The sequence below is a fragment of the Kitasatospora sp. NPDC098663 genome (genome assembly GCF_044760075.1).
Taxonomy (GTDB): Bacteria; Actinomycetota; Actinomycetes; order Streptomycetales; family Streptomycetaceae; genus Kitasatospora.
Genome location: NZ_JBIWAP010000086.1, coordinates 1 through 15,339 on the forward strand (window position 1 = coordinate 1; position 15,339 = coordinate 15,339).

The 15,339-nt window shown below is 73.7% G+C and carries 9 protein-coding genes and 2 pseudogenes; 9 read left to right on the forward strand and 2 right to left on the reverse strand.

The window, feature by feature from the left end; genetic code table 11:
- Positions 1 to 169: 169 nt before the first annotated feature.
- The 5 genes from ilvN to ACIQVZ_RS40955 all read left to right on the forward strand — a co-directional run bounded on the left by ilvN (position 170) and on the right by ACIQVZ_RS40955 (position 7,688).
- On the forward strand, positions 170 to 694 hold the full coding sequence (ilvN, locus tag ACIQVZ_RS40935) for an acetolactate synthase small subunit (RefSeq protein ID WP_030302941.1): 525 nt from the start codon (positions 170 to 172) through the stop codon (positions 692 to 694).
- A 116-nt stretch (positions 695 to 810) separates the two neighbouring features.
- Complete coding sequence (gene ilvC / locus ACIQVZ_RS40940; RefSeq protein ID WP_063347727.1) at positions 811 to 1,809, forward strand: ketol-acid reductoisomerase; 999 nt, start codon at positions 811 to 813, stop codon at positions 1,807 to 1,809.
- A 237-nt stretch (positions 1,810 to 2,046) separates the two neighbouring features.
- On the forward strand, positions 2,047 to 3,636 hold the full coding sequence (gene serA / locus ACIQVZ_RS40945; RefSeq protein WP_402457856.1) for a phosphoglycerate dehydrogenase: 1,590 nt from the start codon (positions 2,047 to 2,049) through the stop codon (positions 3,634 to 3,636).
- 280 nt (positions 3,637 to 3,916) lie between these two features.
- The gene (locus tag ACIQVZ_RS40950; protein WP_350887612.1) at positions 3,917 to 4,078 is read left to right on the forward strand and encodes a hypothetical protein; all 162 of its coding nucleotides are present in this window, start codon (positions 3,917 to 3,919) and stop codon (positions 4,076 to 4,078) included.
- A gap of 274 nt (positions 4,079 to 4,352) precedes the next feature.
- Entirely contained in the window at positions 4,353 to 7,688 is a 3,336-nt protein-coding gene (locus ACIQVZ_RS40955; protein WP_402457845.1) for a S8 family serine peptidase, read from the forward strand.
- Between the two features lie 134 nt (positions 7,689 to 7,822).
- Here ACIQVZ_RS40955 and ACIQVZ_RS40960 read toward each other — a convergent pair whose 3' ends face one another.
- Positions 7,823 to 10,315: a YfhO family protein gene (locus ACIQVZ_RS40960; protein ID WP_402457848.1), complete on the reverse strand. Its 2,493-nt coding sequence runs from the start codon at positions 10,313 to 10,315 to the stop codon at positions 7,823 to 7,825.
- A gap of 80 nt (positions 10,316 to 10,395) precedes the next feature.
- Between ACIQVZ_RS40960 and ACIQVZ_RS40965 the strand changes: the two are divergent.
- The 4 genes and pseudogenes from ACIQVZ_RS40965 to cimA all read left to right on the forward strand — a co-directional run.
- A pseudogene (locus ACIQVZ_RS40965) lies at positions 10,396 to 10,635 on the forward strand (Uma2 family endonuclease); the annotation flags it as partial.
- 72 nt (positions 10,636 to 10,707) lie between these two features.
- A complete protein-coding gene (locus ACIQVZ_RS40970) occupies positions 10,708 to 11,745 on the forward strand; it encodes a 3-isopropylmalate dehydrogenase (protein WP_402457850.1) in 1,038 nt (345 codons plus the stop codon).
- Positions 11,746 to 11,991: 246 nt separating this feature from the next.
- Positions 11,992 to 13,104, forward strand: coding sequence for a branched-chain amino acid aminotransferase (locus tag ACIQVZ_RS40975; RefSeq protein ID WP_402457853.1), 1,113 nt, complete (start codon positions 11,992 to 11,994; stop codon positions 13,102 to 13,104).
- 389 nt (positions 13,105 to 13,493) lie between these two features.
- The gene (gene cimA / locus ACIQVZ_RS40980) at positions 13,494 to 15,098 is read left to right on the forward strand and encodes a citramalate synthase (RefSeq protein WP_350887599.1); all 1,605 of its coding nucleotides are present in this window, start codon (positions 13,494 to 13,496) and stop codon (positions 15,096 to 15,098) included.
- A gap of 55 nt (positions 15,099 to 15,153) precedes the next feature.
- On the opposite strand, the pseudogene ACIQVZ_RS40985 reads toward cimA, so the two are convergent.
- Positions 15,154 to 15,339 (reverse strand): annotated as a pseudogene (locus tag ACIQVZ_RS40985) (ATP-binding protein); the annotation flags it as partial.

A 15,339-nucleotide genomic window follows, 5' to 3' on the forward strand; every position in this document is an offset into this window, starting at 1 on the left:
CCGCCCGGTCGTCATCGACTTCATCGTCCACCAGGACGCCATGGTCTGGCCGATGGTCGCCGCGGGCACCAGCAACGACGAGATCCAGTTCGCCAAGGGCGTCCGCCCCGACTTCGGCGACGACCTCGACTGACGTCCCCCTCCAACTCCAGAGCGCCTGAGGAACCCCATGTCCAAGCACACCCTCTCCGTCCTGGTCGAGAACAAGCCCGGCGTGCTCGCCCGCATCGCCGCGCTGTTCTCCCGTCGGGGATTCAACATCGACTCCCTCGCCGTCGGCCCGACCGAGCATCCGGACGTGTCCCGGATGACGATCGTGGTCAACGTCGAGGACCTCCCGCTGGAACAGGTCACCAAGCAGCTCAACAAGCTCGTGAACGTGATAAAGATCGTCGAACTCGACCAGTCCGCTGCGATCCAGCGGGAACTGGTCCTGGTGAAGGTCCGCGCCGACAACGAGACGCGGTCGCAGATCGTCGAGATCGTCCAGCTGTTCCGTGCCAAGACCGTCGACGTGTCCCCGGACGCGGTGACCATCGAGGCCACCGGAAGCTCGGACAAGCTGGAGGCCATGCTCCGGATGCTGGAGCCTTACGGCATCAAGGAGTTGGTCCAGTCCGGCCTGGTCGCCATCGGGCGCGGCGCCCGTTCGATCACGGACCGCTCGTTGCGCGCCCTCGACCGCAGCGCCTGAGCACCCCCGAGACGCAGGCCGTCTCACACCCTGAAGCACCGCCCCACGCCCCCCGCCGGTACGCCTACCGTAGAGAACGCGTACCCGGCAACCACCACGCAAGGAGATGTGCCCCCGTGGCCGAGCTGTTCTACGAAGACGACGCCGACCTGTCCATCATCCAGGGCCGCAAGGTCGCGGTCATCGGCTACGGCAGCCAGGGCCACGCCCACGCGCTGTCCCTGCGCGACTCCGGCGCCGACGTCCGGGTCGGCCTGAAGCCGGAGTCCAAGTCCCGTGCCAAGGCGGAGGAGGCCGGCCTGCGCGTCGTCACCCCGGCCGAGGCCGCGGCCGAGGCCGACGTCATCATGATCCTGGTGCCGGACCCGATCCAGGCCGACGTGTACGAGGCCGACATCGCCCCGCACCTGAAGGCCGGCGACGCCCTGTTCTTCGGCCACGGCCTGAACATCCGCTTCGGCTTCATCAAGCCCCCGGCGGACGTCGACGTCTGCATGGTCGCCCCGAAGGGCCCGGGCCACCTGGTCCGCCGCCAGTACGAGGAGGGTCGCGGCGTCCCCGCGATCGTCGCCGTCGAGCAGGACGCCTCCGGCAAGGCCTTCGACCTGGCGCTGTCCTACGCCAAGGGCCTGGGCGCCACCAAGGCCGGCGTCATCAAGACCACCTTCACCGAGGAGACCGAGACCGACCTGTTCGGTGAGCAGGCCGTCCTCTGCGGTGGCACCGCCGCCCTGGTGAAGGCCGGTTTCGAGACCCTGGTCGAGGCCGGCTACCAGCCGGAGATCGCCTACTTCGAGTGCCTGCACGAGCTGAAGCTCATCGTCGACCTGATGTACGAGGGCGGCCTGGAGAAGATGCGCTGGTCGGTCTCCGAGACCGCCGAGTGGGGCGACTACGTCACCGGCCCGCGGATCATCACCGACGCCACCAAGGCCGAGATGCGCAAGGTCCTCGCCGAGATCCAGGACGGCACCTTCGCCAACACCTGGATCGCCGAGTACAAGGCCGGTCTGCCCAAGTACAACGAGTACAAGAAGGCCGACGAGGACCACCTGCTGGAGACCACCGGCAAGAAGCTGCGCTCGCTGATGAGCTGGGTCGACGACAAGGCCTGAACCGGCCTCGGGCTCTGCCCGATTTTGTAACTTCCTTGTACAAGTAGGCTGCTCCCGTCCGGGTGATTTCGCCGGACGGGAGCAGCCTGGTACCCAGCCCGTCGATACACTCCGAGTGCGCGTCAGGCCCACAGCGTCGTGCGTCTACCTACGCGGCATGCCACCTTCCCCCCGCCGTCCACGCCACCCACGTGCCGGGGAGAACCGCAGAGTTAAGGACACACTGTCGTGAGCACTGTGACATCCAAAACCGCCGTCGTCCTGATCGCCGAAGAGCTGTCGCCCGCCACCGTCGACGCCCTCGGCCCCGACTTCGAGATCCGCCACTGCAACGGCGCCGACCGCACCGAGCTGCTCGGCGCGATCGCCGACGTCGACGCGATCCTGATCCGCTCCGCCACCAAGGTCGACGCGGAGGCGCTGGCCGTCGCCCGCAAGCTCAAGGTGGTCGCCCGGGCCGGGGTCGGCCTGGACAACGTGGACGTCGCCGCCGCCACCAAGGCCGGCGTGATGGTCGTGAACGCGCCGACCTCCAACATCGTCACCGCCGCCGAACTCGCCTGCGGCCTGCTGATCTCCGTCGCCCGCAACATCGCGCCGGCCAACGCCGCGCTCAAGCAGGGCGAGTGGAAGCGCAACAAGTACACCGGCGTCGAGCTGAGCGAGAAGACCCTCGGCGTCGTCGGCCTCGGCCGGATCGGCGTCCTGGTCGCCCAGCGGATGTCCGCGTTCGGCATGAAGATCGTCGCGTACGACCCCTACATCCAGGCCGCCCGCGCCGCCCAGATGGGCGTCAAGCTGGTCACCCTGGAGGAGCTGCTGGAGGCCTCGGACTTCATCACCGTCCACCTCCCCAAGACCCCCGAGACCATCGGCCTGATCGGTGACGAGGCGCTGCACAAGGTCAAGCCGACCGTGCGCATCGTCAACGCCGCCCGCGGCGGCATCGTGGACGAGGAGGCGCTCGCCAACGCCCTGCGCGACGGCCGGGTGGCCGGCGCCGGCCTGGACGTGTACACCAAGGAGCCCTGCACCGACTCCCCGCTGTTCGGCTTCGACAACGTGGTCGCCACCCCGCACCTGGGTGCCTCCACCGACGAGGCGCAGGAGAAGGCCGGCATCGCCGTCGCCAAGTCGGTGCGCCTGGCGCTGGCCGGCGAGCTGGTGCCGGACGCCGTCAACGTCCAGGGCGGCGTGATCGCCGAGGACGTGCGCCCGGGCCTGCCGCTGGCCGAGAAGCTCGGCCGGATCTTCACCGCGCTGGCCGGCGAGGTCGCCGTCCGGCTCGACGTCGAGGTCCGCGGCGAGATCACCCAGCACGACGTGAAGGTGCTCGAACTGTCCGCGCTGAAGGGCGTGTTCGAGGACGTGGTGGCGGAGACGGTGTCCTACGTCAACGCCCCGCTGTTCGCCCAGGAGCGCGGCGTCGAGGTCCGCCTGACCACCTCCAGCGAGAGCGCCGAGCACCGCAACGTGATCACCGTCCGCGGCACGCTCGCGAACGGCGAGGAGATCGCCATCTCCGGCACCCTGGCCGGCCCGAAGCAGACCCAGAAGATCGTCGGCGTGGACGCCTTCGACGTGGACGTCGCGCTCACCGACCACATGGCCTTCTTCAAGTACGAGGACCGCCCCGGCGTGGTCGGCGTGCTCGGCCGCCACCTCGGCGACGCCGGCATCAACATCGCCGGCATGCAGGTCGCCCGCGACGGCGGCGGCGCGCTCGCCTCCATCACGGTGGACAGCCAGATCCCGCAGGACGTGCTGTCGGCGATCGCCGCCGAGATCGGCGCCCGCTTCGCCCGCTCGGTCGACCTGGGCGCCTGAGCCCGACGCCCCCGGGGCCCGGACCGCCGTTCGCCGGCGGTCCGGGCCCCGCTGCGTTCCGCGGGACGGCTCCGTCTCAGATACTAGGAAATCCAAGTATTCGTGCAGACACGGCCCGGGCTCGGTCGTACCGTGGAAGGGCGATACGGCGTGCCGACCCTGTAGACAGGGCGTTCGGCCCGTGTCCGCGTGCGCCTTCACGGGCGGGCGATCCCTGCCCCCGCGCGTACCCCTCCCCCTCCCGCGCCCTCTTCGGGGCGCCGCTTCCAAGGAGCCCGGTATGCCCCTCACTGCCGACCGCCACGCCACCCCCACCCCCGCCGCCACCCCCGTCCGCGCCCCGCGCCGGCGCCGGGCCGCCGAGCGGAACCCCTTCGCCGCCGCCGCCCTGCAGCGGGCGCTGGACCGCCGCGACAACGGCGGCTCGACCGGGCACCTCTGACGGGCGCTTCCGGCGGGCCCGTCCGCCGGGTGGTGCCGGCCGACGCCCTCCGGCGGCTTCGCGGGCCCGGCCGTTCATCCGCCGAATAGGCCGCTCGGGCTGCCGTCAGGTCACCCGGTCGAGTGCAACCGGCGTCCGTCCGAGGGAAGTTGCTCGCGCTCGCCGGCGCGATCATCCTAATTTGGGGCCCCCGGAAGGGTGATCGACGTTCGCGCGGGCGGGCGTCAGCGACACGGTGTGCGGATCAGTCCCCCTGCCGGGGGAAGAGGGCCCAGTGCGTCTGCCATCCGTCCGCCGACCCGTCACCCGGATCGGCCTCACCCTGGCCCTGCTGGCCGGGAGCGCGGCGCTCGCCGCCACCCCCGCCTCCGGCGGGCCCCCGACGGAGCCGTCGAGGGCCGGCCGAACGGCCTCCGTCCTGCTCGAACTCGGCACCGAGCCGGCCGGGCCCGCCTGGCGGCGCGCCGCCGACGGGGCCCGGCGGGCCCAGCGCTCCCCGGAGGCCGCCCGCCGGGAGGCCGCCGACGCCGGCGCCGCCCAGCGGGCCAGGGCCGGCGAAGCCCTCGACCGGCTCGCCGCGGCCGTCCACCGGGCGGCGCCCACCGCCGGCGAGCTCTACCGCACCCGCACCCTGATCACCGGCCTCGCCGTCGACGCGCCCGCCGACCGGCTGCCCGCCCTGCGCGCGCTGCCCGGCGTCCGGGCCGTCCACCCGATCGTCCGCAAGCAGCGGGACAACGCCTACTCCGTCCCGCTGCTCGGCGCCCCGCAGGTCTGGGCCGGTGCCACCGGCGACGGCAACACCGGCCAGGGGGTGCGGATCGGGATCATCGACAGCGGCATCGACTACACCCACGCCGACTTCGGCGGCCCCGGCACCGAGGCCGCCTTCCGCTCCGTCGAACGCGGTAAGCCCGCCCCGCCCGACCTGTTCCCCAACGCCAAGGTGATCGGCGGCAAGGACCTGGTCGGCGACGACTACAACCCCGACCCGTCCTCCCCGCACCACCAGCCCGTCCCGCACCCCAGCGACAACCCGATCGACTGCGACCGCAACGGGCACGGCACCCACGTCGCCGGCACCGCCGCCGGCTACGGCGTCACCGCCGACGGCCACCCGTACACCGGCCCCTACCGGCCCGGACTCGACCCCGCAGGGTTCAAGGTCGGCCCCGGCGCCGCCCCCGGCGCCCAGCTGTACGCGATCCGGGTCTTCGGCTGCGACGGCTCCACCGACCGGCTCGCCCAGGCCCTCGACCTCGCCGCCGACCCCAACGGCGACGGCGACCTCGGCGACCGCCTCGACGTCGTCAACCTCTCCCTCGGCAGCCGCTTCGGCAGCCCCGACGACACCGACGCCCTCGCCGTCGACCGGCTCGCCGCCCTCGGCACCGTCGTGGTCGCCGCCGCCGGCAACGACGGCGACGTCTACGGCATCGGAGGCAGCCCCGGCACCGCCGCCCGGGCCATCGCCGTCGCCGCCTCCGTCGACCAGCACAGCGACACCGACGGCCTCACCGTGCTCGCCCCCGCCGACCTGGCCGGCGTCGTCCCGGCCCACTGGAGCGAGCGCTACAAGGGCTGGTCCAGTGCCGACGTCAGCGGCCAACTCGCCCTGCCCGCCGACCAGTCCGACGGCTGCGCCGCCTACAGCGAAGCCGACCGGCAGCGGCTCGCCGGAAAGATCGCCGTCCTCACCTGGCGCACCCGCGACTCCGAACGGGCCTGCAACTCCGGCCCCCGCGCCGACCACGCCGCCGACGCCGGTGCGATCGGCGCCCTCTACGCCGCCGACACCGACCACCTCGCCGAGATCTCCGGCAACGACCGCATCCCGGCCGCCCTGCTCGCCCACGCCGACGGCGAACGGCTCCGGCAGGCCGCCGCGGCCGGGCCGGTCGAGGTCCGCCTCGCCGCCCCCGGCAACCCGCTGCACGGCTCCGTCTCCCAGAACCAGCCCGCCCGCACCGACACCCTCACCGACTTCTCCTCCCGCGGCATCGGCGTCCCCGGCATCGTCAAACCCGACCTCGCCGCCCCCGGCGAGACCATCTGGTCCGCCCTCGTCGGCAGCGGCAGCGGCGGCCAGCGCGAGGACGGCACCTCGATGGCCACCCCGCACATCACCGGCCTCGCCGCCCTCGTCCGCGCCGCCCACCGCGACTGGCCGGTCGAACAGCTCAAGGCCGCGCTGATGAACACCGCCGTCGACACCTGGCTCGGCGACGACCACGGCGGACCGGTCTACGGCCCCGAGCGCACCGGCGCCGGCCGCGCCCAGGTCGACCGGGCCGTCCACACCCCCGTCGTCGCCTACGCGGCCGGCGACGGAGCGGCCGAAGGCAGCGTCGGCGTCTCCTACGGGCCGGTCGAGATCGCCGGGCCGACCGCCCTCGGCCGCGACATCGAGGTGCGCAACCACGCGGACCGGCCGCTGAGCTACCGCACCGGCTACGCGGCCGCCACCGAACTGCCCGGCGCCACCTTCGAGGTGACACCGGACCAGGTCGACGTCCCGGCCGGCGGCACCGCGCGGGTGCACGTCACCCTCGCGGTCCCCGGGGAGCTGGGCCGCGCCCCCGACCCCACCATCGACACCGTGCAGGACGGCAAGGCCCGCAGCTACCGCGCCGAACTCTCCGGCCGCGTCCTGCTCACCCCCGTCACCGACCCGGCCCTGCCCCAGCTGCGCGTCCCCGTCCTCGCCGCCCCGCGCCCGGCCACCGACCTCACCGCCACCGCCGCCGCCCGCACCACCCGGGACGGCACCGTCCTGATGCTCGGCGGCAGCGCCGCCCCCGGCAACCGGCCCGGACTCGTCACCGCCCTCACCCTCGGCGGCGAAGGCACCCGCTGGGCCGACTGCCCGCCCGACAGCGAAGCCGCCGTCGGGCCCGGGGCCGGCATCCGGCCCGACGACGGCACCGAGCCGGCCGACCCCGCGCAGGACGTCTGCGTCCAGCAGCCCGGCGACCGGGCCGCCAACCTGCGGGTCGTCGGTGCCGCCACCAGCTCCGACCTGCTCTACGTGGGCGCCCAGCTCTGGGCCCCGGCCGCCACCCCGGTCGGGCTCTACGGCGTCCGGGTCTCCCTGGACACCGACGGCGACGGCACCACCGACGTCATCCTCGAAGCCGACCGGCTGCGCGGCAGCGACGTCCTCGTCTCCCGCGCCCTCGACGCCCGAACCGGCGCCGAACTCGACGTCCAGCCGCTCAACGGCCACTGGGGCGACACCGACACCGCCCTGCTGGACGGCGACGCCCTCGTCCTCCCCGTCCGGCTGAGCGCCCTGCCGGGTGTCCGGGAAGGCCACAGCACCGTCCACTACGGCGTCTGGACCGCCACCGTCGCCCCCGGCACACCCGACCCGGCCGAGTCCTACTCCGCCATCGGCCTGCGCGGCACCCGCCCCGTCCTGGCCCTCGACGTCCTGCACCCCGCCGTCGACATCCGCGCCGGCCTCGGCGGCCCCGCGGCCCTCGCCACCCCGGTCCGGCCCGGCACCGTCCTCGACGTCCACCGCACCCCCGGTGACACCTCCCGCCTGCTCCTGCTCCACCACCTCAACCCCGCTGCCCACCGGAGCCAGCTGATCACCCTGCCCTGAGCGCACCCGTCCGAGGGGCGGCCCGCCGACCTGGCGGGCCGCCCCCGTGCGTGTGCGCCACGCCTCGCCGTGGTGCCGACGGCCGTCGGCCGTGCCCGGCAGGGTCCGCCCTGGTCGTCCCAGGCCTGGTCGCCTCAGCCCCGGTCAGTGGTCCGGGCGGCCTGGGCGGCGAGCCGACGGGTGCGGCGGGGGGCGCGGGTCGGGCGGCGGGAGAAGCGGGTGAAGACGGCGACCAGGGCGAGAGCGGCGGCGATGGCGGAGCTGACGGTGAGGCCCTCGGTGAGACCGGGCGGACGGAAGGAGCAGGCGATGCGGTCGGCGCCGGCGCCGAGCGGTACGCCGATCATGCCCAGGACGGGCGTCGGCGGGACGTACCGGCCGCCGCCCGCCGCGCAGGTCCAGCCCTCGGCGGCCGGGACGGACAGCAGCGCGGTGCCGGTGGAGCCGGCCGGGAGGGTCGCGGTGAGGGTGTGCCCGCCGGCCGCCACGCCGGTCGCGCCGGTGGCGGTGAGACGGGCGACGGCGTCGTCGAGGGCGCCGGGCCGCAGGCAGCCGATCGGGCGGGCCGGGATCTGGCCGGCGGTGTCGGAGCGCAGGGTCACCCGGACCGTCCCGTCGGCGGGGACCGGCCCCAGCCGGTGGATCGCGACGGCGGTGGTGGGCTGTTCGCCGTCGCTGCGGTAGCTGGTGCCGAGCCCGCTGACCGTGCCCCGGTACCAGACGCCGTGGAAGTAGGCCGTGCCGCCGGGGGTGCAGGCCGCGGTGAGGACGGTGCCCTCGGCGCCGCCGGGCAGCGACCAGCCGCTGGTGCCGTGCAGGGTGGGCACAGGGCCGCCGGCCGGGACGGGCAGCGGGGCCTCGTACACCCGGCTGCCGAGCAGTGACTCCTGCCGGGACCAGACCGAGGAGGTGTCCGGCCGGGCGCCGGGCGGCAGGACGGTGACCAGCGGCGGCGCGGCGGCCCGCCCGGGGGTGAAGCCGGTCGGGGGCGGCCCGTCGTCGAGGTGGGAGCGGACGGCGAACAGGGCCTGCCCGACCGGATCGGTGACGCTGGCGGTCTGCCGCCCGCCCGCCGTCCAGCCCGCGCCGAGGTCGTGCAGCAGCAGGGCGGCGACGGTCGGCAGGTAGCCGCTGAAGTAGCCGCCGCCCTGGCCGTCGAGCAGCAGCGGATCGTTGGTGGTGAAGGCGTGCGGGCCGGGGTCGCTGCGGCCCCGGGGCCACGCGGCGCCGTCGCGCACCGCCGCGTACCCGGCCCGGACGGCTCCGGCGGAGGCGGTGTCGGCCGGGGCGGCGGCGAGCGCCGCGTACCCGGACCAGACGGTGTTGCCGAGCACCGCGCCGGCCAGCACCCAGGTCGCCAGGGCGGTGGCCCGGCGGTCGGTGTGCCGGCGGTCGAGGGTCCAGAGCGCGGCGAGCAGGACGACCCCGCCGACGGCCAGCAGTGCCCAGGTGGAGGCACGGACCGAGTGCCGGCCCGCCGCCAGCGCGGCGATCACCGCGACCACGGCGGCGCCGCCCAGCAGGGTGAGCCGGTCCGGCCGGTGCGCCAGCGACACCCAGCCGGCCAGCACCAGCAGGCCGCTGAGCACGAACGCGACCCGGTACGGCCCGCCGGCCGGGATCGCCAGACCGTGCCAGACCACCACGGTCGGGGTCCAGACGAAGCTGAGCACCACCAGCACCAGCGCCCCGCACCAGACCGCCCGCTCCCGCTCCCGCACCCGCCGGTTGAACGGCAGCCCGCACACCAGCAGCAGCCCCAGCAGACCGATCGCGACGTCCGGCAGCGGCCGCCCGCCGTGGGTGGCGGGCAGCAGCTGCGCGAGGTGCCCGCCGAGCCCGGACGGGCCGAGCGGCTGCACCGGGGACTCCGGCTGGGCGCCGTGCGCGGCCCGGACGGCGACGAACAGCACGGGTGAGGCGAGCAGGACGCCGGTGGTGGCCATGGTGAAGGCCCGCCCGGTGACCCGGACCCGGTGGCGCAACGGCCGGGGGGTGGCGAACAGGCGGACGGCCAGCAGCAGCCCGGCCATCAGGGTGGCCAGCGCGGCGGTGTACAGGTTGCCGGCCCAGGCGAGGGTGACGCACAGCGAGCCGGCCACCCAGCGCCGCTCGCGCAGGCACCAGTCGGCGGCCAGGCCGAGCAGCGGCAGCGCGACCAGGCCCCAGAGCCACATCGGCGCCGCCCCGCCGACGTCGAGCACCCAGGCGCAGAGCCCGTACCCGACGGCGGCGAGCGCCCGCAGCCAGTGCGGGCCGGCGTGCAGCCGGCCGAGCAGGTGGGCCATCAGGGCGGTGCCGAGGCCGATGGTGGCGAGGGTGACCAGGAGGAGCGCGAACCGGCCCTGGTCGCGGGGGAGGAGGGCGGTCGCCCAGGAGAACGGGTTCATCAGGTAGGCGAAGAAGTCGGCGAGGAACGGGACGCCGTAGCCGCTGTTCCAGTTGAACAGGAGGTCCCCGGCCGCTCGCCCGTGCATCAGGTCCCACAGGTGGGCGTGGTACGGCAGGGCGGCCTCGCCCGTCCCCGTCGGCCACGCCCCGCGCAGCCCCACCGCGAGCGCGTACCCGCCCACCGCCAGCCCGGCCGCGCTCCCGCAGACCAGCACCTCCCGCCGCCGCACGCCCATTGCTGCTCGACCCCGTTTCCGCGAGGGATTGCCGGACCCCGTCACCCTAAGCGCGCCCCCCGCGCGGACCCGGCCCCCGCGCTCCCTTGGCGGTCGAGGTCGTGTCGGATGAGTCCGAGGAACGTGACCGCGAGATCGAGCCGCGAAAGTACGCGGCCGCCGGTATCCGTCACTTCTGGCGCGTCGAGTGCGACGAGGGTCGCCCGGTGGTGTACGTCTACGAGCTGGATCCGGCCGACTCCGGTTACGCCCTGACCGGGATCCACCACAAGCAGTTGAAGGTCGATCGGCCGTTCCCCGTCGAGATCGACCTGACCTGATGACCTGACCTGACCCGTCCGGATGGTGGACGCCTGGTGTCAGCCCCTGGGACACCGGAGTAGGGTCCGAGCATGTCTCGCACGATTCGTCTCGCAGTTGTCCCGGGTGACGGCATCGGCCAGGAAGTGGTGGCCGAAGGTCTCAAGGTCCTGGGTTCCGTGCTTCCCGCCGACGTGAAGCTGGAGACCACCGAGTACGACCTCGGCGCCCGGCGCTACCACCGGACCGGGGAGACCCTGCCGGACGGCGTGCTGGCCGAGCTGAAGTCGCACGACGCGATCCTGCTGGGCGCCATCGGCGACCCGAGCGTGCCGTCGGGCGTGCTGGAGCGGGGGCTGCTGCTGAAGCTGCGGTTCGCCTTCGACCACCACATCAACCTGCGTCCGGGCCGCCTGTTCCCCGGGGTGAAGTCCCCGCTGGCCGGTGAGCCGGCCATCGACTTCGTGGTGGTCCGCGAGGGCACCGAGGGCCCGTACGTCGGCAACGGCGGCTCGCTGCGCACCGGGACGCCGCAGGAGGTGGCCACCGAGGTCAGCCTGAACACCGCGTTCGGCATCGAGCGCGTGGTGCGCGACGCCTACCGCCGGGCCCAGGCGCGTCCGCGCAAGAAGCTGACGCTGGTGCACAAGAACAACGTGCTGGTGCACGCCGGGCACCTGTGGTCGCGGATCTTCGCGGAGGTCGGCCGGGAGTTCCCGGAGGTCACCACCGACTACCTGCACGTCGACGCGGCGACGATCTTCTTCGTCACCCAGCCGGAGCGTTTCGACGTCATCGTCACCGACAACCTGTTCGGCGACATCCTGACCGACCTGGCCGCCGCCGTCACCGGCGGGATCGGCCTGGCCGCGAGCGGCAACATCAACCCGGGCGGCGAGTTCCCGTCGATGTTCGAGCCGGTGCACGGTTCGGCGCCGGACATCGCGGGCCAGGGCAAGGCCGACCCGACGGCCACCGTGCTGTCGGTCGCCATGCTGCTGGAGCACCTGGGCTTCGCCGCCGAGGCCGCCCGGGTGGAGGCCGCCGTCGCGGCGGACCTGGCCGAGCGCACCGGCACCCGCAGCACCTCCGAGGTCGGCGACGCGCTGGTCACCCGAGTAGCCGGCTGACGGGCCGGATCCGCTTGACGGACTCCGGCCCACGGGCCGGGGCCGACAACGGTCGCGGCCCGGCGGGCCGCACCACATAACCGCAGCTTGCAGCTCCCCAAGGAGCGGGCGGCTGTTCGGCACGGCCCTCTGGATGCGAGTATCGACAGTGGGTCGTGCCGTTGTGCGTTCGTTCCGGTGCTGGTTGGCCGCTGCGGGCACCCGGCGGTGGCGACCCGGACCTACCCCACGGTGAAGGAAACAGCCATGAGCACGCCCACCCAGGCGCCCATCACGTTCGACCTCAAGCCTTCCGCCCACCCGCTGCCCACCGCGGAGCGCGAGGCCCGGCTGACCAACCCCGGCTTCGGCCGGGTCTTCACCGACCACATGGTCACCATCCGCTGGACCGAGGGCGTGGGCTGGCACGACGCCCAGCTGGCGCCGTACGCGCCGCTGGAGGTCGACCCGGCGAACATGACCCTGCACTACGGCCAGTCGATCTTCGAGGGCCTCAAGGCCTACCGCCAGGCCGACGGCTCCATCGCGACCTTCCGTCCGGAGGCCAACGCGGCCCGTTTCCAGGCCTCGGCCCGCCGGCTGGCGATGCCGGAGCTGCCGGTGGAGACCTTCGTCGAGGCCGTCGAGCTGCTGGTCCAGCAGGACCAGGCGTGGGTGCCGAACGAGCCCGAGCAGAGCCTGTACCTGCGTCCGTTCATGTTCGCCACCGAGGTCGGTCTGGGTGTCCGCCCGGCGAACTCCTACCTGTTCATGATCATCGCCTCGCCGGCCGGCGCCTACTTCCCGGGCGGCGTCAAGCCGGTCTCGGTGTGGCTGTCCAAGGAGTACGTCCGGGCCGCGCCCGGCGGCACCGGCGCCGCCAAGTGCGCCGGCAACTACGCCGCTTCGCTGATCGCCCAGGCCCAGGCCGCCGAGAAGGGCTGCGACCAGGTCGTCTGGCTCGACGCCGCCGAGCACCGGTGGATCGAGGAGATGGGCGGCATGAACCTGTACTTCGTCTTCGGCGAGGGCAAGGACGCGAAGATCGTCACCCCCGAGCTGTCCGGCGCCCTGCTGCCCGGCATCACCCGTGACTCGCTGCTCCAGCTCGCCACCGACCTCGGCTACGCCGTCGAGGAGCGGAGGATCTCCACCGACGAGTGGCAGCAGGCCAACGCGGACGGCACCCTCACCGAGGTGTTCGCCTGCGGCACCGCCGCCGTCATCACCCCGGTCGGCTCGGTCAAGTCGGCCGCCGCCGACTGGACGGTCGGCGCCGGCGAGCCCGGCCCGACCACCATGGAGCTGCGCCGGGCCCTGCTGGCCATCCAGGGAGGCCAGACCCCCGACACCCACGGCTGGCTGCACAAGATCGTCTGAGGCGGCGCCCGCCGCTGCCCGCTCCGGCCCGCCCCGTTTCGCATCGCGAGACGGGGCGGGCCGGGTGCCGGGACGTGTGCCAGACTGCGAACGTGTCCTCGCTGTCGCTGATTATTAACAGCAGGCGCGCCGGTCCGCAGTGACCGCTCCCGCAGGACCCGATGCGGAGCGACCACCAGCGTCCAGACCCGCGCGCAGACCTCTCGCACTCGCGAGGGGTTTTTTCGTTTTTCGGGCATCGCCCCGATGAACACAGCCTCCGGACCGGCCGGGAGCCCCCACAAGGGGCTCGGGGACACCGGAGCCGCGCGCGGGATGCTGGACAGTGGAGCCGGGACTCGCAATCCGGCAGAGCAGTACGAACCTCCCCGAACGGAGAACCAGGGGTCATGACCGAGGTCAGCCGTACCGACGACAGTTTCCACGTGTTCGACACCACCCTGCGCGACGGCGCGCAGCGGGAGGGCATCAACCTGACGGTGGCGGACAAGCTGGCCATCGCGCGGTACCTGGACGAGTTCGGGGTGGGCTTCATCGAGGGCGGCTGGCCGGGGGCCAACCCGCGCGACACCGAGTTCTTCGCCCGGGCCGCCGCCGAACTGGACCTCCGGCACGCCCGGCTGGTCGCCTTCGGCGCCACCCGCCGGGCCGGCGGCAAGGCCGCCGAGGACCCGCAGCTGGCCGCGCTGGTCGCCTCGGGCGCCCCGGTCGTCACCCTCGTCGCCAAGGCGCACGACCGGCACGTGGAGCTGGCGCTGCGCACCACCCTGGACGAGAACCTGGAGATGGTCCGGGACAGCGTCGAGTTCCTGCGCGCGCAGGGGCGGCGGGTGTTCATCGACTGCGAGCACTTCTTCGACGGCTACCGGGCGAACCGCGAGTACGCGCTGGCCGTGGTCCGCACCGCGCACCAGGCGGGCGCGGACGTGGTGGTGCTGTGCGACACCAACGGCGGGATGCTGCCGGCCGGCGTGCGGGAGACCGTCGCCGACGTCCTGGCCGTCACCGGCGCCCGGCTGGGCATCCACGCCCAGGACGACACCGGCTGCGCGGTGGCCAACACGCTGGCCGCGGTGGACGCCGGCGCCACCCACGTCCAGTGCACCGCCAACGGCTACGGCGAGCGGGTCGGCAACGCGAACCTGTTCCCGGTGGTCGGCGCGCTGGAGATCAAGTACGACCGGCGGGTGCTCCCCGAGGGCCGGCTCGCCGAGATGACCAGGCTGTCGCACGCGATCGCCGAGGTGGTCAACCTGACCCCCTCCACCCACCAGCCGTACGTCGGCTACTCGGCCTTCGCGCACAAGGCGGGCCTGCACGCCTCCGCGATCAAGGTCGATCCGGACCTGTACCAGCACATCGACCCGGAGCGGGTCGGCAACACCATGCGGATGCTGGTCTCCGACATGGCGGGCCGCGCCTCGGTCGAGCTCAAGGGCAAGGAGCTCGGCTACGACCTGTCCAGCGACCGGGACCTGGCCGGCCGGGTGGTGGCCAGGGTGAAGGAGCAGGAGAACCTCGGCTACACCTACGAGTCCGCCGACGCCTCCTTCGAGCTGCTGCTGCGCGACGAGGTGCGCGGCGGCCGGGAGCGCTTCTACACCCTGGAGTCCTGGCGGACCATCAGCGAGCAGGGCCCGAACGGCTTCACCGGCAACGAGGCGACGGTGAAGCTGTGGGCGAAGGGGGAGCGCCGGATCGCCACCGGCGAGGGCAACGGCCCGGTGAACGCGCTGGACCAGGCGCTGCGCACCGCGCTGGAGGGGATCTACCCGCCGCTGGCCCGGTTCGAGCTGGTGGACTACAAGGTCCGCATCCTGGAGGGGCAGCACGGCACCGGCTCCAAGACCCGGGTGCTGATCGAGTCCACCGACGGCACGTCCACCTGGTCGACCGTCGGGGTGGCCGACAACGTGGTGGCCGCCTCCTGGCTGGCGCTGGAGGACGCCTACACCTACGGGCTGATCCGGGCCGGCCTGGAGCCCACCGAGTAACCCACCGGGCAGCTCACCGGGCAAACCGCCGGGCGACCCGCCGCGGCCGTGTCCGTCATCGGAGTCGGGCGAGGAGGGCGTGCTCGACGAGGGTGATGAGGGCGCTCTTGGCGCTGTCGCGGCGGCGGGCGTCGAGCGTGATGACGGGGGTCTCGGCGCTGAGCTGGAGCGCTTCGCGGACCTCGTCGGCGGTGTGGGGCTGGTGTCCGTCGAAGCCGTTGAGGGCGACGACGAAGGGGAG

Coding starts and splice junctions, on each gene's coding strand:
- ilvN (WP_030302941.1), top strand. CDS start 170: ATGTCCAAGCACACCCTCTCCGTCCTGGTCGAGAACAAGCCCGGCGTG.
- ACIQVZ_RS40950 (WP_350887612.1), top strand. CDS start 3,917: ATGCCCCTCACTGCCGACCGCCACGCCACCCCCACCCCCGCCGCCACC.
- ACIQVZ_RS40960 (WP_402457848.1), bottom strand. CDS start 10,315: ATGGGCGTGCGGCGGCGGGAGGTGCTGGTCTGCGGGAGCGCGGCCGGG.
- ACIQVZ_RS40970 (WP_402457850.1), top strand. CDS start 10,708: ATGTCTCGCACGATTCGTCTCGCAGTTGTCCCGGGTGACGGCATCGGC.
- ACIQVZ_RS40975 (WP_402457853.1), top strand. CDS start 11,992: ATGAGCACGCCCACCCAGGCGCCCATCACGTTCGACCTCAAGCCTTCC.
- cimA (WP_350887599.1), top strand. CDS start 13,494: ATGACCGAGGTCAGCCGTACCGACGACAGTTTCCACGTGTTCGACACC.